Below are 20,097 nucleotides of genomic sequence, written 5' to 3' on the forward strand. Positions count from 1 at the left end.
GACCTATTTCCTGCGGATCAGGAAGCGGTGGCCGCTCTCGGTCTTCACCGTTTCCAGCAGCTCATGGCCGTCTTGGTTGCAGAAATGCGGGATATCGATACCTGCCAGCGGGTCCGTGGTTTCGACGCGGATGAGCGCGCCGCTCGCCATGGAGGACATCTTGCGGCGCGTTTTCAGCACGGGCAGGGGACACTTCAGACCGCGAAGGTCATAGGCAACGGCGTCGGAACCGCTCAATTCTTGGACCAGAATTTCCAGAACGGCTTCTTCGAAGCGTCGGCTGTTTCCTGCGGCGGTTCCGGCGCGAAGGCGAGCGGGTTCTGCTGCGGAACCGGAACGTTTGCAGGCGAAGCCTCGGCAACAGCCGTGGCGGCCGACTGAGCGGGTGCCGCAGTCGCCGGTGCGGCTACAGCAGCAGGCGCCGGGGTCGTCGCTGCGATCGCAGTTGCCGGAACCGTGGCAGGCACTGCTGGCTTCGACATCATGCCTTCGAGCTCGGCAACCTTGACCATGCGGCCGGCTTCCAGCGAGGTTCCGGTGGGCGCGTAGGCGAGATCGCGGCCCTTGCGGGTCTTGGCGACGACGGCCTTGCGTTCGGCTTCGGTCGGGTCATACCAGGCGAGGCCGTCGAACTTCTTCTCGGCCTTGGCATAATCCATGGCATAGGTCTTGTCGTAGGACGCCAGAGCCGATGCGAGCGCCGGAGGCGTCGACATGGCCGGGCACTTGCCTGCCGGATTGAAGCCGCCGCCGTCAGCCGTCTGCTGGTTGAAGACGTATTTCTTCTCGCAGACATTGACCTCCGGCGGACGCTTGGTGACTTCGAAATTGTCGTAGCCGACCTTCAGCATCTTCCAGAAGTCGTAGCTCGGGTCGAGCCGGTGCTTGTACATGTTCTCCGCGGTCATACGGAACGGGAAGGCCTGCAGCTGCACCGAGGTCTGGCCGCCCTTGAAGGCGTCGCGTGCGAAGGCGTAAATCTCGAGAACCTGTTCGTCGGTCATCGAGTAGCAGCCCGAGGACGAGCAGGCGCCGTGGATCATCAGGTCCGAACCGCTGCGGCCATTGACGGCGTCATACTTGTTCGGAAAGCCTGTGTTGATGGCGAGATAATATTTCGAATTCGGGTTCAGATTGGCACGGGTCAGGTTGTAGAACCCTTCCGGAGCCTGCCGGTCGCCAGTCTTCACCTTCGGGCCGAGACGGCCGGACCAGGCGCAGATCTTGTAATCGGCGATCTTGTCGAAACGGTTGTCGGTCTTCGCCTTCCAGATCTCGAGCGCGCCTTCTTCCTTGAAGATGCGGATCAGGATCGGCGAATTGCGATCCATGCTCTTGGCGCTCATCTGCGCCAGGATGCGCGGCGGCAGCGGCTGCTCCACCTTGTTCTTGACGGTGGAGAGGTCGATCTTGCTTGCCGATTCCAGTGTGTCGTTGCAGCCCGCCAAGGCGAGTGCCATCAAGGAAACGTAGGCGAAATGACGAATGCGCATTCAGTTAGCCCAACTACCAGATTCAGCCCGCTCCACACCGCAGAATCCGGGCAATACCGAGAATCATAGGCGGCTTATACTTTACAAATCCTTACGAGGATATGACCGGCCCGCGGCGCCCCCGCAAGCGCGAAAACTGGTAGATAACATTATTGTGGCCAAGATTTGGCCCTAATCGGGCCAATTTTTCTGTGGCTGCCTTAGAGGTTACGGCCCATCGACAGGAACTTCTGACGCCGGTCGTTGCGCAGCTGCTCGCCGGAACGCGGCGAAAGCTCGGCAAGCGAATTGGCAATCACGTCGCCTGCGGCGGCAATGACATGGTCCGGATCGCGATGGGCGCCGCCTAGCGGTTCCGGGATGATGCCGTCGATGATGCCGAGCGACTTCAGGTCTTCGGCGGTGATCTTCATGTTGGTCGCCGCTTCCTTGGCGCGGGTGGAATCGCGCCAGAGGATCGAGGCCGCACCTTCCGGCGAAATCACGCTGTAGATCGAATGCTCGAGCATGAAGACCTTGTTGCCGGTGGCAATGGCGATCGCGCCGCCCGAACCGCCTTCGCCGATAACGACGGAAACGATCGGGACCTTGACGCCAAGGCACATTTCCGTCGAACGGGCGATGGCTTCCGCCTGGCCGCGCTCTTCGGCGCCGACGCCCGGATAGGCGCCTGCCGTATCGACCAGCGTGATTACAGGCAGGCCGAAACGGTCGGCCATTTCGAGCACGCGGATCGCTTTGCGGTAACCTTCAGGGCGGGCGCTGCCGAAATTGTGCTTCAGGCGGCTCTTGGTGTCGTTGCCCTTTTCCTGGCCGATGACGGCGACAGGCTGGCCGCGGAAGCGGGCGAGGCCCGCCTGGATGGCTGCATCCTCGGAAAACTTGCGGTCGCCGGCGAGCGGCGTGAATTCCTGGAACAATACCTTGGCGTAATCGACGAAATGCGGACGCTGCGGATGGCGCGCGACCTGCGTCTTCTGCCAGGCATTGAGCTTGGAATAGATATCGACCATCGCTTCGCGAACGCGAACTTCGAGCCTGCCGACTTCATCCGACGTGTCGATGCTCTCGTCCTCGGACGCGAGCTTCTTCAGTTCGATGATCTTAGCTTCGAGGTCGGAGATCGGCTTTTCGAAGTCGAGATAATTGTGCATGAGGTGCGTTTCCGTTCCTTGTGCCCGGGGCAATTGCTGGCGTTGCCCCTTGTCGCCGGTCCTATTCGTGCTTTTTCGCCTGTTTTGCAAGAGGGTGATGCGTTTGCACCAGTTGTTGCAGGCGTTCTTCCAGGACGTGGGTGTAGATCTGCGTCGTCGAAATGTCCGAATGTCCGAGAAGTTCCTGGACAACACGCAGGTCCGCGCCGTTGGCCAGCAGGTGGCTGGCGAAGGCGTGGCGCATGACATGCGGCGAGATCATAGATGGGGTCAGCCCGGCGCGGATCGCAAGGTTCTTCAGGTCGCGGGCGAAGACCTGCCGTGGCAGATGGCCCTCTTTCGACGCTGCCGGGAATAGCCAGGGGCTCTCGGCGGGCTCCTTGGCGCTGGCTTTTTCCACAGCCATCGCGCCACCATAAGCCTTCAGCGCAGCGATCGCCGATTGCGAAAGCGGGACCAGACGTTCCTTGTTTCCCTTGCCGCGGATGATCAGGAAGCGGCCTTCCTGATCCAGCACCCGGGCCGGCAGCGATACAAGTTCGCTGACGCGCATGCCGGTGGCATATAACAATTCGAGAAGCGCCAGCATGCGACGGCGGTTCAGTTGCCCGGCGGCGGGATCGCCGGCCTCGTGCTCGGCTTGTGTCAGCAGCCTCGTCACGTCTTCGACGCCCATGGTTTTCGGCAGCGGCCTGCCCTTCTTCGGCGAGTCAAGCACACCCGTCGGTTCGTCCGTCCGCAGACCTTCGGCGTAGAGAAACTTGTAGAACTGCCGCATCGAGGCCAATCTTCGGGCCTGCGATGAGGGCTTGAAGCCTTGGCCTGCAAGCGACGAGAGATAGGCGGTCAGGTCGGCGGAGGCCGCTTCCGTCAGGCGGACGCTGCGTCCGTTCAGAAAGGAGTGGAGGTCGTCGAGATCGCGCTCATAGGATTGCAGCGTGTTTTCGGCTGCGCCGCGTTCGGCGCTCATCATCTCCAGAAAGGATTCCACGTGAGCGCGGCCGAGATCCCGCATCGGCCTACTTCTTTGCCGGGGCGATGGTGCCGGTCGCCGGCGGATTGATCCGTTCCGATGGAATGCGGATCGTCACGTCGCGGGGCTGCGGCTCGACGAAGGTCACCAGGGCCACCATGCCTCCGTAGATCGCCCCGGCGATAACCGCCAAGACAGCGAGGAAACGGAAGAGGGTCGGCATTTCTTGAACTCCATGAGCTTGGCCTCTTTTTAGGAAGAAGCGCGATTGCGTGCAAGAAGCCGCATTTGGAACATGTTTCCCTTGCCCGCGACTTGACGCTACACCTTCATTTGTCGATACCGTTTGCAAACAAAGTGTGAATGGACCGATGAGTGACCCAGTTCTGACAGTTGCAGACAGTCTGAAAGACAGAGCTCGCGCCGCGCTCGGGTCCCGCAATCTTATCCTCGTCGGCCTCATGGGTGCAGGAAAATCCTCCGTCGGGCGGCTTGTCGCCCAGCAGCTCGGAATTCCGTTCATTGATAGCGACGTCGAGATCGAGCGCGTTTCGCGCATGACCATCACCGAACTCTTCGCATCATACGGTGAGGAAGAATTCAGGGCGCTCGAAACGCGGGTGATGAAGCGGCTTTTGAAGAACGGGCCTCGCGTGGTCTCGACCGGTGGCGGCGCTTTCATCAACGACCGCACCCGCAAGCATATCAAGAAGGGCGGCCTGTCGCTGTGGCTTAAGGCTGATCTGGATGTGCTCTGGGAACGCGTCAACAAGCGCGATACGCGGCCGCTTCTGAAGACCGAAAACCCGATGCAGACGCTCGAAAATCTGATGAACGCGCGATACCCGATCTATGCGCAGGCCGACGTGACCGTTCTGTCGCGCGATGTGCGCAAGGAACTGATGGCCGACGAAGTGCTGAAGGCCGTGGTCGAACACCAAAGTGAAAGTGCAGTGCCATGAATGCGATCGCTTCCGTTGCCGCCGAAAAGAAGGTGCATGTGCCGCTTGGCGACCGCGCCTACGATATTCTGATCGGGCCGGGGCTGATTGCGCGTGCCGGTGCCGAAATCACCGCCCGCCTCAAGGGCCGCAAGGCGGCAATTGTCACCGACGCGAATGTGGCGCCCATCTATCTCGATGCGCTGGTCGCGAGCCTGGAGGCATCCGGCATTGCGTGTTCGACGCTGGTGTTGCCGGCCGGCGAGAAGACCAAAAGCTTCGAGCATCTGATGACCGTCTGCGACAAGGTGCTGGAAGCGCGGGTCGAGCGGAACGATTATGTCGTGGCGCTCGGCGGTGGCGTGATCGGTGACCTCGCAGGCTTTGCCGCCGGTATCGTGCGCCGTGGCGTGCGCTTCGTGCAGGTGCCGACCTCGCTGCTGTCGCAAGTCGATTCATCTGTCGGCGGCAAGACCGGCATCAACAGCCGCCATGGCAAGAACCTCATCGGCGTCTTCCATCAGCCGGACCTGGTGCTTGCCGATACCGATGTGCTGAACACGCTGACGGAGCGCGAATTCCGGGCCGGTTATGCCGAAGTCGCCAAATACGGCCTGATCGACAAGCCTGACTTCTTTGGCTGGCTGGAGACGAACTGGCAGGCCGTGTTTGCCGGCGGCGATGCCCGCATTCAGGCGATCGCCGCTAGCTGTCAGGCGAAATCCGATGTGGTGGTGGCCGACGAGCGGGAAAACGGCCCGCGCGCCTTGCTCAACCTTGGCCACACTTTCGGTCACGCGCTGGAAGCGGCCACTGCCTATGACAGCGCCCGGCTGGTGCATGGTGAAGGCGTTTCGATCGGCATGGTGCTGGCGCATGAGTTTTCGGCGCGCATGAACCTTGCGAGCCCCGATGACGCCAAACGCGTCGAGACGCATCTGAAGGCGGTTGGCCTGCCGACGCGGATGTCGGATATCCCGGGCGAGCTGCCGCCGGCCGAAAGGCTGATGGAAGCGATGGCGCAGGACAAGAAGGTCAAGAACGGCCAGTTCACCTTCATCCTGACGCGCGGGATCGGGCAATCCTTCATCGCCGACGACGTGCCGCAATCCGAAGTGTTGAGCTTCCTCAAGGAAAAGCACCCGCAATGAGCATCGAAGGCACGCTGGCATTTCTTTCCGTCTACTGGCCAGAAATTGTCTCCATCGTGGCCCTCGTTCTCATGTCCGCTTTCTTCTCCGGATCGGAAACGGCGCTGACCGCCGTCTCGCGCAGCCGCATCCACACGCTCGAGGCCAATGGCGACGAGCGCGCCGGCGTGGTGCGGGAGCTGATCGAGCGGCGCGACCGGCTGATCGGTGCGCTGCTGATCGGCAACAATCTCGCCAACATCCTGTCGTCGGCGCTGGCGACCAGCCTGTTTCTCGGATTGTTCGGTAATTCCGGCGTGGCGCTCGCAACGCTGGCGATGACCGTCATCTTGGTCATCTTTGCAGAAGTTCTGCCGAAGAGCTGGGCGATCTCGACGCCTGACCGTTTTGCTCTCACGGTTGCCTTTGCCGTCAAGCTGTTCGTCGCCATCGTCGGCCCGATCTCGTCGTTCATCAACGCGATCGTCCGCAAGATCCTTGGCGTCTTCGGCATAACGCTGTCGCGCGAAACATCGATGCTGACGGCGCATGAAGAGCTGCGCGGTGCGGTCGATCTGCTTCACCGGGAAGGCTCGGTCGTCAAGGCGGACCGTGACCGCCTCGGCGGCGTCCTTGATCTCAGCCAGCTCGAATTGTCTGATATCATGGTGCATCGCATGGCGATGCGGGCCATCAATGCCGACGACGCGCCGGAAGCGGTGGTCCGTACCATTCTCGAAAGCCCCTATACGCGCATGCCGTTGTGGCGCGGCACGACCGACAATATCATCGGCGTCGTGCATGCTAAGGACCTGCTGCGGGCACTGGCCGAGCCGAATGTGGAGCCTGAGAATCTCGACGTCGTCAGGATCGCGCAGAAGCCGTGGTTCGTGCCGGACAGCACCAATCTCGAAGATCAGCTGAACGCCTTCCTGCGCCGCAAGCAGCATTTCGCCGTCGTCGTCGACGAATATGGCGAGGTGCAGGGCATCGTCACGCTCGAGGATATTCTAGAAGAGATCGTCGGCGATATTTCCGACGAACACGATATCGAGATGCAGGGTGTCCGTCAGGAAGCCGACGGTTCCGTCGTCGTCGATGGCGGCGTTCCGATCCGTGACCTGAACCGGGCGCTCGACTGGCAGCTTCCCGACGAGGAGGCGACGACGATTGCCGGCCTCGTCATTCACGAGTCGATGACCATCCCGGAAGAGCGGCAGGCCTTCACCTTCTACGGCAAGCGCTTCATCGTCATGAAGCGCGAAAAGAACCGCATCACCAAGCTGCGCATTCGTCCTGCCGAAGAAGACGCGCCCAAGGCCGTCTAACCGGCTTTTACTGTTGGATTGCGCGCCGCGAAGACTTATATGGGGCCGGTATCCACTACCAGCGGGTCGCTTCTCCTGGTGCCGAGGGTTCGACGGCGAGGGCATGAAGCCCGGCATCGAGCTCTGGTTTCAAGAGCTCGGTAATGGCCCGGTGGCGGGCGAGCCTCGTCATTCCTGAAAATTTTTCAGAGACGATGCGAACACGCATATGCGTTTCGCCTGTCCCTGTTATGTCAGGCTGGTGGCCAGCGTGGAGGTGACTTTCGTTGATGACGCTCAAACGTTCGGGCACGAAAGCCTCGGTCAGTTTTTCTTCTATGCGGGCCTGAAGGGTCACGTTTTCGTCCAGTTGCTGGTGAAAAAAGGGGTTCCCACCAAGCCAGCAACATTCCCATTTGTCAATTCTTGTTGTCGCGCCGCGGCAGCTTCATAATTAGCGCCGTCATGAGACTTGATTCCAAATATTTCGATCGCATCCGCACCCGCCGCAAACGCGAGCAGGAACCCGAACAGGCTCCCCCGACCTGTCAGTGGGACGGCTGTGACAAGAAAGGTGCGCATCGCGCGCCCGTCGGCCGCAATGCCGAGGGGCAGTTCTTTCTATTCTGCTTCGAGCACGTCAAGGAATACAACAAGGGCTATAACTACTTCTCCGGCCTGTCTGATGGCGAGATCGCCCGTTACCAGAAGGAAGCGATCACCGGTCATCGCCCCACCTGGACGGTCGGCGTCAACAAGGCCGCCAAGAACAGCCCGCTGCAATCGGACGTCCGCTCAGGCTCCTATAACCGGGTGCGCGATCCGTTCGGCTTCGTCAGCGGCAGCAAGGGCAGCGGCCCGCGCTTTCCAGAACAGCGCAAGTTGAAAAGCCTCGAAGCCAAGGCGTTCGATACGATGGGCCTTGCCGCCGATGCGACGTCGGCCGAGATCAAGACGCGCTACAAGGAACTGGTGAAAAAGCACCACCCTGACGCCAATGGCGGCGACCGCGGATCCGAAGAGCGGTTCCGTGCCGTGATCCAGGCCTATCAATTGTTGAAGCAGAACGGTTTTTGTTAATTCCCGTCCTTGCTCTCCGTCTTCAATCGGGTATGGTCCAAATCGGCTAGGGCCGCAGGCAATCGCGGCATGCATTATTGCGTTTTGCTTCTGGCGCCTTTGCCTTCCTTCCGGACGCGGCGTTTCTTGTCCGGGACTTTGTTCTAGAATGCTCGGGGTCATCATCCCGCCGAGGTTTCATTTCAGTCCCGGAGAAGCATCGCCGACGTTCTCACCCTGGACGGCGTGGTAGAAAACTGCGGCGTCGCGGTTGCGAAATGGCCTGAGAGATATGGCCGGGCGCTATGCCCGCCTTGGAGACGTTATGAGCAAGATTGAGTTAGATATTCCCGCTCTGCCGGACACGACCGTTTCGGTCAGAGACGTTTTCGGCATCGATTCCGATATTCGCGTTCCCGCCTACAGCAAGGGCGACGCCTATGTTCCGGATCTCGATCCAGACTATCTTTTCGACCGCGAGACGACGCTCGCCATTCTTGCAGGCTTTGCGCATAACCGCCGCGTCATGATCTCCGGCTACCACGGTACCGGCAAGTCCTCGCATATCGAGCAGGTCGCCGCGCGTCTCAACTGGCCGTGCGTGCGTATCAACCTCGACAGCCATGTCAGCCGTATCGACCTGATCGGCAAGGACGCGATCGTCGTCAAGGACGGGCTGCAGGTCACCGAATTCAAGGATGGCATCCTTCCCTGGGCCTACCAGCACAATGTCGCGCTCGTCTTCGACGAATACGATGCGGGCCGCCCGGATGTGATGTTCGTCATCCAGCGCGTACTGGAATCGGCCGGCCGTCTGACGCTGCTCGATCAGAGCCGCGTCATCCGTCCGCACCCGGCCTTCCGCCTGTTCGCGACCGCCAATACGGTCGGCCTCGGCGATACGACCGGCCTTTATCACGGCACGCAGCAGATCAACCAGGCGCAGATGGACCGCTGGTCGATCGTCACGACGCTGAACTATCTGCCGCATGAGCATGAAGTGAACATCATCGCTGCCAAGGTGAAGAGCTTTGGGAAGGACAAGGATGGCCGCGACACCGTCTCGAAGATGGTTCGCGTTGCCGATCTGACGCGCGCGTCCTTCATGAACGGCGACCTGTCGACCGTCATGAGCCCGCGTACGGTCATCACCTGGGCCGAAAATGCCGAGATCTTCGGTGATCTCGCCTTCGCCTTCCGCGTCACCTTCCTCAACAAGTGCGACGAGCTTGAACGTGCGCTGGTTGCCGAGCATTACCAGCGTGCCTTTGGCGTCGAGCTGAAGGAAAGCGCTGCCAACATCGTGCTGGAGGCCTAAGGCCGGTCGATCATGGCATCTCGTGGTGACAATTCGAAAGCCAAGCCCAACGGCCCTATCGATATCGAGCCGTTGCGGCGCGCGATAACCGGCTGCGTCCGCGCAATCGCCGGCAACGACGAGGTCGAGGTGACCTTCGCCAACGAACGTCCGGGAATGACGGCCGAGCGTATCCGGCTGCCCGAGCTTTCCAAGCGGCCGACGGCGCATGAGCTGGCGGTGACCCGCGGTCTCGGCGATTCCATGGCGCTCCGTCTTGCCTGCCACGACGAGAAGGTCCACACGACGATGGCGCCGCAGGGTTCCGATGCCCGTGCCGTCTTCGATGCCGTCGAGCAGGCACGAGTCGAATCGATCGGCGCGCTGCGGATGGAAGGCATGGCTGCGAACCTGCGCTCCATGACCGACGAGAAATATGCCAAGGCGAATTTCAACGGAATCGAGCGTCAGGAAGACGCACCGATCGGTGAAGCCGTGGCGATGATGGTGCGCGAAAAGCTCACCGGTCAGAAGCCGCCGGCCTCGGCAGGTAAGGTGCTCGACCTCTGGCGTCCTTTCATCGAGGACAAGGCCGGCGCCGAGCTCGATAATCTGTCCAATGTCATCAACGACCAGCAGGCTTTTTCCAAGGTCATCCGTAACATGCTGTCGGCCATGGAAATGGCCGAGGAGTATGGCGACGATGACAGCGAGCCGGAAACAGACGAGGATTCGGATCAGGACGACCAGCCGAGCGGCGACGAGCAGGATCAGGACGAGGTCGATGAAGACGCCGGTTCGGATGCTGCACCGGTCGAAGACAGCGAAGTCGCCGACGAGCAGATGGAGGACGGCGAGACTGAAGGCGCCGAAATCTCCGACGACGACATGATGGAAGAAGGCGAGGACGATTCCGAGACGCCGGGCGAGACCCGCCGTCCGAATACGCCTTTCGCCGATTTCAACGAGAAGGTCGATTACCGGGTCTTTACCGAGGAATTCGACGAGATCATCACTGCCGAAGAACTCTGTGACGCCACGGAGCTCGAGCGGCTGCGCGCCTTCCTCGACAAACAGCTGGCGCATCTTCAGGGTGCCGTCGGCCGTCTGGCAAACCGTCTGCAGCGCCGCCTGATGGCGCAGCAGAACCGGTCCTGGGATTTCGACCTGGAAGAAGGTTATCTCGATCCGGCGCGCCTGACGCGCATGATCATCGATCCGATGCAGGCGCTGTCCTTCAAGATGGAGCGCGACACGCAGTTCCGCGACACCGTCGTGACGCTGCTGATCGACAATTCCGGCTCGATGCGCGGACGCCCGATCACCGTTGCCGCCACCTGCGCCGATATTCTGGCGCGTACGCTGGAGCGTTGCGGCGTCAAGGTCGAGATCCTCGGTTTCACCACCAAGGCCTGGAAGGGTGGGCAGGCGCGCGAGAGCTGGCTGGCCGGTGGCAAGCCGCAGACGCCGGGCCGCCTCAACGATCTCCGCCATATCATCTACAAGTCCGCCGACGCTCCCTGGCGCCGCGCCCGAAGCAATCTCGGGCTGATGATGCGCGAGGGGCTGCTCAAGGAAAATATCGACGGCGAAGCGCTGATGTGGGCTCATAACCGCCTGATCGCACGGCGCGAGCAGCGCAAGATCCTGATGATGATCTCGGATGGCGCGCCGGTCGATGACTCGACGCTGTCGGTCAATCCAGGCAACTATCTGGAACGCCACCTGCGCGCCGTCATCGAGCAGATCGAGACGCGTTCGCCGGTCGAGCTGCTCGCCATCGGTATCGGTCACGACGTCACGCGCTACTATCGCCGCGCCGTCACCATCGTCGATGCCGACGAGCTTGCAGGGGCGATGACGGAACAGCTGGCCTCGCTCTTCGAGGATCAGGCTGCGCAGCCGCGTGGCGGCCGCACACGCCGCGCCAGCTGACCCATATGACCGCTTTTTCCCGCGTGGCCATGCTTGCCGCCTGCCTCGCGGGATTGCCATCTGCCGTGCTTGCCGAGCGCGCTCCGATCGAGAGCCGCGTCATCACCACCTTCAAGATCGGTTCAGACGAAACCAGGTTCGGCCCGCTGGAATTCATCGGTGGTCTGGAAATGGTTTCGAGCCACCGGATCTTCGGCTCGTGGTCATCGATCAAGGTCGATCCGGATCGCAGGCATGTGGCGGGGGTGCTCGATACCGGCCATTGGTTGACCGGGGCGCTGATGCGCGATGCGCAGGGCCGTCTTTCCGGTCTTGCCGATGTCGATATAACTCCGATGAAGGACGCGACCGGGCGCAGTTTCGAAGGCAAGGGCCGCATGGATGCCGAAGGCCTGGCGCTCGACACGAACAGGGCACTCGTTTCCTTCGAGGGTAACCATCGGGTCGATATCTATCCGCGTCAGGGTTTCGCGAGTTCACCCGCCTTGGGCACGCTGCCCATCCTGATCCCGCGCGATGAACTGCGCGGCAACCGTAGCCTTGAGACGGTGGCCATTGCGCCCGCAGACAGCGCTCTGAGGGGTTCTGCGGTCATTGTTGCGGAGGAGAGCCTCAATGATGATGGAAACGTCTATGCGGCGATTCTCGAAGGGCCGCTGAAGGGTCGGTTTACTGTCAGCCGCTCTGGCGATTTCGATCCGACCGACGGGGCGTTTCTGCCTGACGGCGATCTGCTGCTTCTGGAGCGGCGGTTCAACATGGCAGATGGTATCGGCATGCGCATCCGCCGGATCGCCGCAGCCGAAATCCGGCCTGGTGCCGTTGCAACGGGCAAGGTGCTGATGACCGCCGATTTCGGCTATCAGATCGACAATATGGAAGGGCTCGATTCCTTTCAGGCCGAGGATGGCTCTACCCATATCATTCTCGTTTCGGATGATAACCATTCCATCCTGCAGCGGAACGTGATGCTGGAGTTCCGGCTCGCCGAGTGAGTGCGTCGCCGAACAACTGTCACAACTCTCCGCTATCTGCTCTCTCCCTTCATCCAAATCGAGAGAGCCATGCTGAATATTCATGTCATGGGAGCGTCAGGCTCCGGCACCACTACGCTCGGTCAAGCACTCGCCGAGAAGCTTGGAATCCGGCACCTCGATACCGATCATTTCTTCTGGATGCCGACCGATCCACCATTCACCACACAGCGACCGGTCGAGGCGCGGGTGGCGATGCTGCGCGAGGCGATCCAAGGCGCCGATGGCTGGGTGCTCTCCGGTTCGGCGTTGAAATGGGCGGCCGAGTTCGAGCCGCTCTACGATCTCATCGTCTTCCTCAGGATCGACCCCGTACTGCGTATGGCACGCATCCGGCGGCGCGAGGAGACCCGATACGGCGAGCGGATCAAGCCGGGTGGCGACATGGCAGAGAAGAGCCAGGAATTCCTGGAGTGGGCCGAAAGCTACGATACGGCAGGGCCGGAGCGGCGAAGCGCCGCTTCGCATGAGGAATGGCTGAAGGGCAGGGCAACGCCGTTGCTCAGGCTCGATTCCTCAGAGCCGGTCGATAGCCTCGTCGCGGAAGTATTGCGCCATCCTGCCCTCAGAACGAAAGGGCCGTCGGCATAGCGCCAACGGCCTCATTTGCTTTTAGCGAGCGGCTGTCGCCTGCATCGGGCGCAGGGTGTTCATCAGAGCGCCGTAGGGCAGCAGCATGACGAGTCCAACCAGCATCTTCACGGTGAAGTCGCCGAGCGCCCAGGAGATCCAGCGCGGCGCTTCCATCGAGAACACGCCGAGGATCGGCGCCGATTCCAGCGCGAAGGGTTCGTTCGCGCCGAAGAAGACGAAGAAGGCTGCAAAAGCGAAGGAGAAGAAGATGATCGTATCCAGCGCCGAGCCGATCAACGAGCCGACCAGCGGCGCGCGCCACCAGGCCTGACGGCGAAGGCGGTTGAAGACGGCGATGTCGAGCAGCTGTCCGGCAAGATAGGCCGAACCCGAGGCGATCGCGATGCGCGGAACGGCCGTGTAGAAGGAAAGGCCGACGCCGACGACGAAGCCTGCAAAGACGACTTTGCGGGCGGTCTGCGGACCGAACTGGCGGTTCGTCAGATCGGTGATCAGGAAGGCGATCGGATAGGTGAAGGCGCCCCAGGTCAGGATGTCGGCAAGGTTGATGCCGGCGACCATGGCGTTCAGCGGAAACTGAACGAGGAAGTTTGAGGCGACGACGACGAGCGTCATCAGGGCCACATAGATAAGCAGATAGCGTGTCTTCAGCATTTTTTTATCCTGGGTGATGCCACCAGTTGGAGTGAACAAATTTTGGCCGGTACTATACCGGCAAAGCAAAAGGCTTGTCCGGTTTCAACCGTGCAAGCCTTTTGAAACTTTCGAGAAGAAAGCGCGCCGATGCTTAGGCGGCAGCAGCAGCTTCTGCAGTCTTCTTGACGATCTGGCGGCGCAGCAGACGAGCGCGCATCGACAGTTCGTTTTCGCTTGCCTTGATCAGGAACGCGTCGAGACCACCGCGATGTTCGACCGAGCGCAGGGCGTGAGCCGAAACGCGCAGGCGGTAACGCTGGCCGAGAGCGTCGGAGATCAGGGTAACCTGGCACAGGTTCGGCAGGAACCGGCGCTTGGTCTTGTTGTTGGCATGGCTGACATTGTTGCCAACGAGGACGGCCTTGCCGGTCAATTCGCACACGCGAGACATTTGACACCTATTCTTGTTTTTCTCAGCCGCCGAATTACGACGCACCGGCAAAACCGGGCTTGCAATCCAAGGCTATGATTGGAAAGTTGCGGTTCTATAGTCAGAGCGGCTCGCCGCGTCAAGCCAAACCTTGGCCTTTCCCGCAATTCTGTCAAAAAGCTCGTGTTTGCTTCGACAAGCGGCCAGAGTATAGACCGCGTAACAGGGCGGCGTTCGCCCGTCAAACAAGGCTCGCTTCATGGCTCTTCTGGGCAGACGGATTTTGATCCCTGCAATCGTGGCATCGATGGCGATTCCGGCCGGCGCGGAGGAGATCCGCCACCGCACGGAATATCGCGTCGCCCTCGGTGTCCTGCCGATCGCGCGGGCGGCCTTCGTCACGCAGATCGAGGATGACAAGAGCTACACAGTATCCGGCGACATCAGTTCGGCCGGTCTCGCCGACTTGGTGACGACGATTTCGGCTAAGACCAGCGTCGACGGCGTCATTCGCGATGATCGGCTGCAGGCGCAGCGCTATTCGCTCTATTACAAGAGCGGCAAGCGGGCGCGGACCTACGAGGTTCGCTACAGCAACGGTAATATCGTCTCGACGACGGTGAAGCCGGAGCGCAAGCCGCCGAGCAACTGGATCAATGTATCGCCGGGCGACATGCGATCGGTTCTCGATCCGATTTCCGGCCTGATCTTTCCTGCTGACGTGAAGCTCTGCTCGCAGAAGCTGCCGATCTATGACGGCGAGATGCGCATGGATCTGGTGCTATCGCCGAAGGGCTCCGAAGATTTTGCGACGGATGGGTTCACCGGCAAGGCGACCGTCTGCAGCGTGCGCTTCGTGCCGCGATCGGGCTATAAGAAGGGCCGCAAGGATATCGATTATCTCAGCAAGAGCGGCCGGATGGAAATCTGGTTTGCCAAGGCGGATGCGGCAAATGTATATGCTCCAGTCTACGTCAGCATTCCGACGCAATACGGAACGGTGACGATCAAGGCGGTGAAATACAGCGCCAGCTGACGGAGCCTGTCTCCGCAATCGGGAGACATGATGAAGCTTCGGGCAACTTTGATCGGGTTCACGGCCATTCTGATGTGGTCGTTTCTCGCGCTGTTCACGGCTGCATCCGGCAAGATGCCGCCGTTCCAGCTGTCGGCGATCTGCTTTGCCATCGGCAGTATCCCCGGCATCGCCGTCCTCGTTCTCAACCCGTCGCGGCTGGCGCTCTTGAAGCAGCCGGCGAAGGTCTGGATCGTCGGCATCGCCGGTCTGTTCGGCTATCATTTTCTCTATTTCACGGCGCTCCGGAACGCTCCGGCGGTGGAGGCGGGGCTGATCGCCTATCTGTGGCCGCTGCTGATCGTCGTCGGCTCGGCGCTGCTGCCGGGCGAGAAGCTTCGCTGGTATCATATTGCCGGTGCCCTTGCCGGTCTCTGCGGCACGTTTCTGATCGTCGGACGCAACGGCATCAATTTCGATGGCGCCTATGCCATCGGCTATGGCGCGGCGCTTCTCTGCGCCTTCACCTGGTCCTGCTATTCGCTGCTGACGCGGCGTTTCGATGCGGTGTCGACCGATGTGGTGACCGGCTTCTGCATCGCGACCTCCATTCTGTCGCTTGTCTGCCATCTCGGATTGGAAACCACCGTCTGGCCGGAAACGGCATTCGAATGGCTGGCGGTTGCCGGGCTCGGGCTCTTTCCGGTGGGGGCCGCCTTCTATGCCTGGGATCACGGCGTCAAGAATGGCGATATCCAGATCCTCGGCGCTGCAAGCTATGCCGCTCCGCTGCTCTCGACGCTCATTCTGACGCTGTTCGGCTTTGCCGAGCCGAGCTGGCGGATTGCTCTTGCCTGCCTGCTGGTGACCGGTGGTGCGGTGCTGGCGGCGCAGGAAATGTTCCGGCGCAAGGTCGCGCCGAAACAGCCTGCGGCAGCCGAGTAGGTCAGCCGGCCGGTGCCCAGTCCGGCGGTGCCATCTCGAATTTCGAGAATTCGAAGCCGGGTGAGACGGTGCAGCCGACAAGCGTGAAATCGCCCAGCGTTTCGGCCGATTGCCACCAGTTGGCGGGAATGATCGCCTGCGGGCGCTCGCCGCCTGCCAGGTCGATGCCGAGCTTCAACGTTTCGCTGCTGCTGCCATCTTCCGAGCGATGCAGGGCCAGCGGTGCTCCGGCGTAATAGTGCCAGATCTCGGCGGCGTCGTGGACGCGATGCCAATGCGACCGTTGTCCTGATTTCAGCAGGTAGTAGATTGCCGTCGAATGGCCGCGCTCGCCGCCATTCGTGTCGCGGAAGGTCTGGACATAGAAGCCGCCTTCCGGATGCGGCTGCATCGAAAGCGCCTCGATAATCTCATCGGGCGACATCAGAAATTGTCCTTGCGCTTGCGGATTTCCGCAAAGACCTCTTCGTTCGTCTTCGTCTCCATCAGCAGATTGCGGCGGATCGCCGGATCGGCTGCGCGCAGGAAGGGGTTGGTTTCCTTCTCAAGCGCCAACGTCGTCGGGATTGTGAAACGTCCCTCGGCGCGCAATGCCTCGATTTCCGCGGCGCGGGCCTTCAGCCGCTCATTTGTTGGATCGATGGTGACGGCGAAGCGGGCGTTCGACAGCGTATATTCGTGGCCGAAATAGATGGCCGTCTCATCCGGTAGCACCGCGAGCTTCTGCAGCGAATGCCACATGTCGGCGGCGGGGCGCTCGAAAAGGCGGCCGCAACCGAGCGCAAACAGCGTATCGGCGGCAAAGAGCAGCTTGTCGTCCACGAAGTGGTAGCAGATGTGACCGGCTGTGTGGCCGGGGGTCTCGATCACATTGACCGTATGATCGCCGAAGGTGAAGCTGTCGCCATCGGCCATCGTCTTGTCGAGGCCCGGGATGGCGACGGCCTCGTTCACCGGGCCGATGATCTCGCAGCCGAACTGCTCCTTCAGCGCCAGATTGCCTTCGACATGGTCGGTGTGGTGATGGGTGGTGAAGATGTGGGAGATGGTCCAGCCGCGGCGCTTGGCTGCCGCTTCGACCGCAGCCGCATCCGGCGCGTCGATCGTTGCCGTCAGGCCGGTTTCCGGATCATGCACGAGAACGCCAAAATTATCGGAGCGGCAGAGAAAAACTTCTAATTCCAAAGGTTTCATAGTCTGAACGGCCTCTTTCCTACGGACATGTCCGGAATGTAGAGGCTCCGGCCTTGAAGTCCAACCGCCCACTGATAACATTTACTGCAATGCACGCGGATATTGTCGATCTACGCCAGTTTTATCATTCCGAGCTTGGCCGCCTGGCCGAGCAGTCGATCGCCATGGCGCTGTCATCGCTCTGGGTGCGGCTGCCGCAGGAGCGATTGGTCGGTCTCGGCTATGCCGTGCCGTTTCTCGATCGTTTCGGCGCCGATACTGAGCGCACCTTCGCCTTCATGCCAGCAGGGCAGGGTGCAGTGAACTGGCCGATGGGCTCGCTGTCCTCGACGGCGCTGATCTTCGACGAGGAGTTGCCGCTACCGGATTCATCCGTAGACCGCGTGCTGATGGTGCATTCGCTGGAATTTGCCGAAAGCCCGCGGGAGACGCTGAAGGAGCTCTGGCGGGTGCTTGCGCCGGGCGGGCGATTGGTGATTGTCGTGCCGAACCGGCGTGGCGTCTGGGCACGAATGGAGCATACGCCTTTCGGCTCCGGCCGGCCCTATTCGCGTGGTCAGCTGACACATCTGCTGCGAGAGACCAATTTCACGCCCGGAGCTTCCGCCGAGGCGCTGTTCTTCCCGCCGTCCAAGCTGCGCACTGTACTGAGCCTGCGGCGTGGCTTCGAGCGCATCGGACGGACACTGTGGCCGGCCTTCTCCGGTGTCATCATCGTCGAGGCGCAGAAGCGTCTCTATCAGGGTCTGCCAGTGGCAGCGCGCGCCTCGCGCCGCGTCTTCGTGCCGGTTCTTGCGCCGCATGGCGTTCCGACCACGCGCAACCGCTAAGTCACTCGACAAAAGCCGCTTTCCGTTTTATTGCCAAAGGGCAATTTAAGCCGGAATTCCCGGCATTTTTCCAAGGTTGATCCCATGAGCGTTGAGAAGAGCAAGCCCGTTCCTCGTCCCGGTATTCTTGATATCGCAGCCTATGTGCCGGGCAAGGAACATGCGCCGGGCGTTGCCCGCGTCTACAAGCTCTCCTCCAATGAGACGCCGCTCGGCGCCAGCCAGAAGGCGGTCGAAGCCTTCAAGAACGCTGCCGGTAATCTGGAGCGCTATCCGGATGGGCAGGCACACGAGCTGCGCGAGGCGATCGCTGCGGTTCATGGTCTGAATCCGGCTAACATCATGTGCGGCAACGGTTCCGACGAGCTGCTCGGCCTTCTCTGCCACGTCTATCTCGGCGCTGGCGACGAAGCCATCATCACCGAGCACGGCTTCCTGGTCTACAAGATCCAGATCATGGGCGCGGGCGCCACGCCCGTCACCGTGAAGGAGAAGGATCACGCGGTCGATGTCGACGCGATCCTCGCAGCCGTGACGCCGAAGACGAAGATGGTGTTCATCGCCAATCCGGGCAACCCGACAGGCACCTATGTGCCGGTCAGCGAAATCCGCCGTCTTCAGGCTGGGCTGCCGAAGGATGCCGTGCTGGTGCTCGATGCCGCCTATGCCGAATATGTCCGCCGCAACGACTATGAATCCGGTATCGAGATCGTCTCGTCCAACGCCAATGTCGTCATGACCCGCACCTTTTCGAAGGTCTATGGCCTGGCAGCGCTCCGCGTCGGCTGGATGTATGCGCCGGCGGAGATCATCGACGCGCTCAATCGCATCCGTGGGCCGTTCAACATGAATGCGCCGGCAATTTCCGCAGGCGCTGCCGCTGTTCGCGATCAGGCACATGTGCAGGAGGCTGTTGCCTTCAATCTGATGTGGATCGAGAAGCTCAAGGGTGCCCTTGAGACAATTGGACTGACGGTGACGCCGTCGGTCACCAATTTCATTCTCATCCATTTCCCCGATGCCGATGGCAAGCGCGCTGCCGATGCCGATGAGTTCCTGACCAGCCGCGGCTACGTCCTGCGTGCGGTCAAGGGCTATGGCTTCCCGAACTCGCTGCGCATGAGCGTTGGCCCGGAAGAGGCGAACCGCGGTGTTATCGAGTCGCTCGGCGAGTTTATGGGACGCAAGGCATGACCATCCAGTTCGACCGCATCGCGCTTATCGGTATCGGCCTCATCGGCTCGTCGATTGCTCACGACGTCAAGCGGCTGGGGATCGCCAAGGAAGTGGTGATCTCGACCCGCAGCGCCGACACGCTGAAGCGGGCGGAAGAACTCGGTCTCGGTGACCGTTATCTCCAGTCTGCGGCTGAAGCCGTCAAGGGTGCGGATCTCGTCATCGTTTCGGTGCCGGTCGGTGCGTCTGGAAGCGTCGCCAAGGAAATCGCCGCAACGCTGATGCCGGGCGCGATTGTCACCGACGTGGGCTCGACCAAGGCCTCTGTTATCGCGCAGATGCAGCCGCATATTCCCGAAGGCGTTCACTTCATTCCGGGCCACCCGCTGGCTGGTACCGAAAAGTCCGGACCGGATGCTGGTTTCGCCGGACTGTTCGAACAGCGCTGGTGCATTTTCACGCCGGTGGCCGGTACCGATCCGGCAGCGCTTGCCAAGCTTCGCCAGTTCTGGGAGGCGCTCGGCGCTCGGGTCGATGAGATGGATCCGCAGCACCACGACAAGGTGCTGGCCATCGTTTCGCATCTGCCCCACATCATCGCCTACAATATCGTCGGCACTGCCGACGATCTGGAGGCGGTGACCGAATCCGAGGTCATCAAGTATTCGGCTTCGGGTTTCCGCGACTTTACCCGTCTTGCGGCATCCGATCCGACCATGTGGCGCGACGTCTGCCTGCACAACAAGGATGCGATCCTCGAGATGCTGTCGCGTTTCTCGGAAGATCTCGCCTATCTGCAGCGGGCGATCCGCTGGGGCGAGGGCGACAAGCTTTTCGAGCTCTTCACCCGCACCCGCGCCATCCGACGCTCGATCATCCAGGCTGGTCAGGACGTCGATGCGCCGGACTTCGGCCGCCATCACGGCCAGGAACCGAAGAAGAGCTAAACGCGAG

Annotated in this window: 23 protein-coding genes; 13 read left to right on the forward strand and 10 right to left on the reverse strand. The window is 61.2% G+C overall.

Annotated elements, in window-relative coordinates; all coding sequences use genetic code 11:
- Window positions 1–3: 3 nt before the first annotated feature.
- The 5 genes from AC1DV9_RS11565 to AC1DV9_RS11585 all read right to left on the reverse strand — a co-directional run bounded on the left by AC1DV9_RS11565 (window position 4) and on the right by AC1DV9_RS11585 (window position 3,843).
- Entirely contained in the window at window positions 4–237 is a 234-nt protein-coding gene (locus tag AC1DV9_RS11565) for a sulfurtransferase TusA family protein (protein ID WP_477947886.1), read from the reverse strand.
- Window positions 234–1,493: a L,D-transpeptidase family protein gene (locus AC1DV9_RS11570; RefSeq protein ID WP_477947888.1), complete on the reverse strand. Its 1,260-nt coding sequence runs from the start codon at window positions 1,491–1,493 to the stop codon at window positions 234–236. Before AC1DV9_RS11570 ends, AC1DV9_RS11565 begins: the two co-directional genes overlap by 4 nt.
- A 200-nt stretch (window positions 1,494–1,693) precedes the next feature.
- Entirely contained in the window at window positions 1,694–2,647 is a 954-nt protein-coding gene (locus tag AC1DV9_RS11575; RefSeq protein WP_112539054.1) for an acetyl-CoA carboxylase carboxyltransferase subunit alpha, read from the reverse strand.
- Window positions 2,648–2,708: 61 nt separating this feature from the next.
- Window positions 2,709–3,662 (reverse strand): site-specific tyrosine recombinase XerD, encoded by a 954-nt coding sequence (xerD, locus tag AC1DV9_RS11580; RefSeq protein ID WP_477947890.1) that lies wholly within the window; start codon window positions 3,660–3,662, stop codon window positions 2,709–2,711.
- Window positions 3,663–3,666: 4 nt separating this feature from the next.
- Window positions 3,667–3,843: a hypothetical protein gene (locus AC1DV9_RS11585; RefSeq protein WP_310296189.1), complete on the reverse strand. Its 177-nt coding sequence runs from the start codon at window positions 3,841–3,843 to the stop codon at window positions 3,667–3,669.
- A 148-nt stretch (window positions 3,844–3,991) separates the two neighbouring features.
- Here AC1DV9_RS11585 and AC1DV9_RS11590 point away from each other — a divergent pair, with 148 nt between their 5' ends.
- From AC1DV9_RS11590 to AC1DV9_RS11600, 3 genes are read left to right on the forward strand one after another with little or no spacing between them, the layout of a single operon-like run.
- A complete protein-coding gene (locus AC1DV9_RS11590; protein ID WP_112386151.1) occupies window positions 3,992–4,582 on the forward strand; it encodes a shikimate kinase in 591 nt (196 codons plus the stop codon).
- Window positions 4,579–5,712, forward strand: a complete 1,134-nt coding sequence (gene aroB / locus AC1DV9_RS11595; RefSeq protein ID WP_477947892.1) for a 3-dehydroquinate synthase — start codon at window positions 4,579–4,581, stop codon at window positions 5,710–5,712. The genes AC1DV9_RS11590 and aroB overlap by 4 nt, the downstream gene beginning before the upstream one ends.
- Window positions 5,709–7,019, forward strand: coding sequence for an HlyC/CorC family transporter (locus AC1DV9_RS11600; protein WP_477947894.1), 1,311 nt, complete (start codon window positions 5,709–5,711; stop codon window positions 7,017–7,019). The genes aroB and AC1DV9_RS11600 overlap by 4 nt, the downstream gene beginning before the upstream one ends.
- Before the next feature lie 55 nt (window positions 7,020–7,074).
- Here the strand turns inward: AC1DV9_RS11600 and AC1DV9_RS11605 are convergent, their stop codons facing one another.
- Window positions 7,075–7,356, reverse strand: a complete 282-nt coding sequence (locus tag AC1DV9_RS11605; protein ID WP_112386148.1) for a BolA family protein — start codon at window positions 7,354–7,356, stop codon at window positions 7,075–7,077.
- A 107-nt stretch (window positions 7,357–7,463) separates the two neighbouring features.
- Between AC1DV9_RS11605 and AC1DV9_RS11610 the strand changes: the two genes are divergently transcribed.
- From AC1DV9_RS11610 to AC1DV9_RS11630, 5 genes are all read left to right on the forward strand, one after another.
- Window positions 7,464–8,078, forward strand: a complete 615-nt coding sequence (locus AC1DV9_RS11610) for a J domain-containing protein (protein ID WP_112386147.1) — start codon at window positions 7,464–7,466, stop codon at window positions 8,076–8,078.
- 304 nt (window positions 8,079–8,382) lie between these two features.
- A complete protein-coding gene (gene cobS / locus AC1DV9_RS11615) occupies window positions 8,383–9,375 on the forward strand; it encodes a cobaltochelatase subunit CobS (RefSeq protein ID WP_112517950.1) in 993 nt (330 codons plus the stop codon).
- Between the two features lie 12 nt (window positions 9,376–9,387).
- Window positions 9,388–11,289: a cobaltochelatase subunit CobT gene (gene cobT, locus AC1DV9_RS11620; protein WP_477947896.1), complete on the forward strand. Its 1,902-nt coding sequence runs from the start codon at window positions 9,388–9,390 to the stop codon at window positions 11,287–11,289.
- 5 nt (window positions 11,290–11,294) lie between these two features.
- Complete coding sequence (locus tag AC1DV9_RS11625) at window positions 11,295–12,284, forward strand: esterase-like activity of phytase family protein (protein ID WP_477947897.1); 990 nt, start codon at window positions 11,295–11,297, stop codon at window positions 12,282–12,284.
- Between the two features lie 69 nt (window positions 12,285–12,353).
- The gene (locus AC1DV9_RS11630) at window positions 12,354–12,914 is read left to right on the forward strand and encodes an ATP-binding protein (RefSeq protein ID WP_477947899.1); all 561 of its coding nucleotides are present in this window, start codon (window positions 12,354–12,356) and stop codon (window positions 12,912–12,914) included.
- Between the two features lie 21 nt (window positions 12,915–12,935).
- On the opposite strand, the gene AC1DV9_RS11635 is transcribed toward AC1DV9_RS11630, so the two are convergent.
- Together AC1DV9_RS11635 and rpmB are read right to left on the reverse strand one after the other, a co-directional pair.
- Window positions 12,936–13,571, reverse strand: coding sequence for a VUT family protein (locus AC1DV9_RS11635; RefSeq protein WP_112539047.1), 636 nt, complete (start codon window positions 13,569–13,571; stop codon window positions 12,936–12,938).
- Window positions 13,572–13,704: 133 nt separating this feature from the next.
- The gene (rpmB, locus tag AC1DV9_RS11640) at window positions 13,705–14,004 is read right to left on the reverse strand and encodes a 50S ribosomal protein L28 (RefSeq protein WP_112386143.1); all 300 of its coding nucleotides are present in this window, start codon (window positions 14,002–14,004) and stop codon (window positions 13,705–13,707) included.
- Between the two features lie 238 nt (window positions 14,005–14,242).
- Here rpmB and AC1DV9_RS11645 point away from each other — a divergent pair, with 238 nt between their 5' ends.
- Complete coding sequence (locus AC1DV9_RS11645) at window positions 14,243–15,019, forward strand: DUF3108 domain-containing protein (RefSeq protein WP_112386142.1); 777 nt, start codon at window positions 14,243–14,245, stop codon at window positions 15,017–15,019.
- A 30-nt stretch (window positions 15,020–15,049) separates the two neighbouring features.
- Window positions 15,050–15,943 (forward strand): aromatic amino acid exporter YddG, encoded by an 894-nt coding sequence (gene yddG, locus AC1DV9_RS11650; protein WP_112517949.1) that lies wholly within the window; start codon window positions 15,050–15,052, stop codon window positions 15,941–15,943.
- Window position 15,944: 1 nt separating this feature from the next.
- Here the strand turns inward: yddG and AC1DV9_RS11655 are convergent, their stop codons facing one another.
- Both AC1DV9_RS11655 and gloB read right to left on the reverse strand, forming a co-directional pair.
- Complete coding sequence (locus AC1DV9_RS11655; protein ID WP_112517700.1) at window positions 15,945–16,367, reverse strand: cupin domain-containing protein; 423 nt, start codon at window positions 16,365–16,367, stop codon at window positions 15,945–15,947.
- Entirely contained in the window at window positions 16,367–17,137 is a 771-nt protein-coding gene (gene gloB / locus AC1DV9_RS11660) for a hydroxyacylglutathione hydrolase (RefSeq protein WP_112517699.1), read from the reverse strand. The genes AC1DV9_RS11655 and gloB overlap by 1 nt, the downstream gene beginning before the upstream one ends.
- A 53-nt stretch (window positions 17,138–17,190) precedes the next feature.
- Here gloB and AC1DV9_RS11665 point away from each other — a divergent pair, with 53 nt between their 5' ends.
- The 3 genes from AC1DV9_RS11665 to AC1DV9_RS11675 all read left to right on the forward strand — a co-directional run bounded on the left by AC1DV9_RS11665 (window position 17,191) and on the right by AC1DV9_RS11675 (window position 20,090).
- Window positions 17,191–17,967, forward strand: coding sequence for a class I SAM-dependent methyltransferase (locus AC1DV9_RS11665; protein WP_112386139.1), 777 nt, complete (start codon window positions 17,191–17,193; stop codon window positions 17,965–17,967).
- 84 nt (window positions 17,968–18,051) lie between these two features.
- A complete protein-coding gene (gene hisC, locus AC1DV9_RS11670; RefSeq protein WP_477947901.1) occupies window positions 18,052–19,161 on the forward strand; it encodes a histidinol-phosphate transaminase in 1,110 nt (369 codons plus the stop codon).
- Window positions 19,158–20,090 (forward strand): prephenate/arogenate dehydrogenase family protein, encoded by a 933-nt coding sequence (locus AC1DV9_RS11675; protein WP_112539043.1) that lies wholly within the window; start codon window positions 19,158–19,160, stop codon window positions 20,088–20,090. Before hisC ends, AC1DV9_RS11675 begins: the two co-directional genes overlap by 4 nt.
- Window positions 20,091–20,097: the final 7 nt, after the last annotated feature.

It is taken from the genome of Rhizobium sp. 01L410, from assembly GCF_056400165.1.

Excerpts from the sequence above, each read along its gene's own strand:
- AC1DV9_RS11570 (WP_477947888.1), bottom strand. The coding sequence starts at position 1,493 with ATGCGCATTCGTCATTTCGCCTACGTTTCCTTGATGGCACTCGCCTTG.
- AC1DV9_RS11575 (WP_112539054.1), bottom strand. The coding sequence starts at position 2,647 with ATGCACAATTATCTCGACTTCGAAAAGCCGATCTCCGACCTCGAAGCT.
- xerD (WP_477947890.1), bottom strand. The coding sequence starts at position 3,662 with ATGCGGGATCTCGGCCGCGCTCACGTGGAATCCTTTCTGGAGATGATG.
- AC1DV9_RS11585 (WP_310296189.1), bottom strand. The coding sequence starts at position 3,843 with ATGCCGACCCTCTTCCGTTTCCTCGCTGTCTTGGCGGTTATCGCCGGG.
- AC1DV9_RS11590 (WP_112386151.1), top strand. The coding sequence starts at position 3,992 with ATGAGTGACCCAGTTCTGACAGTTGCAGACAGTCTGAAAGACAGAGCT.
- aroB (WP_477947892.1), top strand. The coding sequence starts at position 4,579 with ATGAATGCGATCGCTTCCGTTGCCGCCGAAAAGAAGGTGCATGTGCCG.
- AC1DV9_RS11600 (WP_477947894.1), top strand. The coding sequence starts at position 5,709 with ATGAGCATCGAAGGCACGCTGGCATTTCTTTCCGTCTACTGGCCAGAA.
- AC1DV9_RS11610 (WP_112386147.1), top strand. The coding sequence starts at position 7,464 with ATGAGACTTGATTCCAAATATTTCGATCGCATCCGCACCCGCCGCAAA.
- cobS (WP_112517950.1), top strand. The coding sequence starts at position 8,383 with ATGAGCAAGATTGAGTTAGATATTCCCGCTCTGCCGGACACGACCGTT.
- cobT (WP_477947896.1), top strand. The coding sequence starts at position 9,388 with ATGGCATCTCGTGGTGACAATTCGAAAGCCAAGCCCAACGGCCCTATC.
- AC1DV9_RS11625 (WP_477947897.1), top strand. The coding sequence starts at position 11,295 with ATGACCGCTTTTTCCCGCGTGGCCATGCTTGCCGCCTGCCTCGCGGGA.
- AC1DV9_RS11630 (WP_477947899.1), top strand. The coding sequence starts at position 12,354 with ATGCTGAATATTCATGTCATGGGAGCGTCAGGCTCCGGCACCACTACG.
- AC1DV9_RS11635 (WP_112539047.1), bottom strand. The coding sequence starts at position 13,571 with ATGCTGAAGACACGCTATCTGCTTATCTATGTGGCCCTGATGACGCTC.
- rpmB (WP_112386143.1), bottom strand. The coding sequence starts at position 14,004 with ATGTCTCGCGTGTGCGAATTGACCGGCAAGGCCGTCCTCGTTGGCAAC.
- AC1DV9_RS11645 (WP_112386142.1), top strand. The coding sequence starts at position 14,243 with ATGGCTCTTCTGGGCAGACGGATTTTGATCCCTGCAATCGTGGCATCG.
- yddG (WP_112517949.1), top strand. The coding sequence starts at position 15,050 with ATGAAGCTTCGGGCAACTTTGATCGGGTTCACGGCCATTCTGATGTGG.
- AC1DV9_RS11655 (WP_112517700.1), bottom strand. The coding sequence starts at position 16,367 with ATGTCGCCCGATGAGATTATCGAGGCGCTTTCGATGCAGCCGCATCCG.
- gloB (WP_112517699.1), bottom strand. The coding sequence starts at position 17,137 with ATGAAACCTTTGGAATTAGAAGTTTTTCTCTGCCGCTCCGATAATTTT.
- hisC (WP_477947901.1), top strand. The coding sequence starts at position 18,052 with ATGAGCGTTGAGAAGAGCAAGCCCGTTCCTCGTCCCGGTATTCTTGAT.
- AC1DV9_RS11675 (WP_112539043.1), top strand. The coding sequence starts at position 19,158 with ATGACCATCCAGTTCGACCGCATCGCGCTTATCGGTATCGGCCTCATC.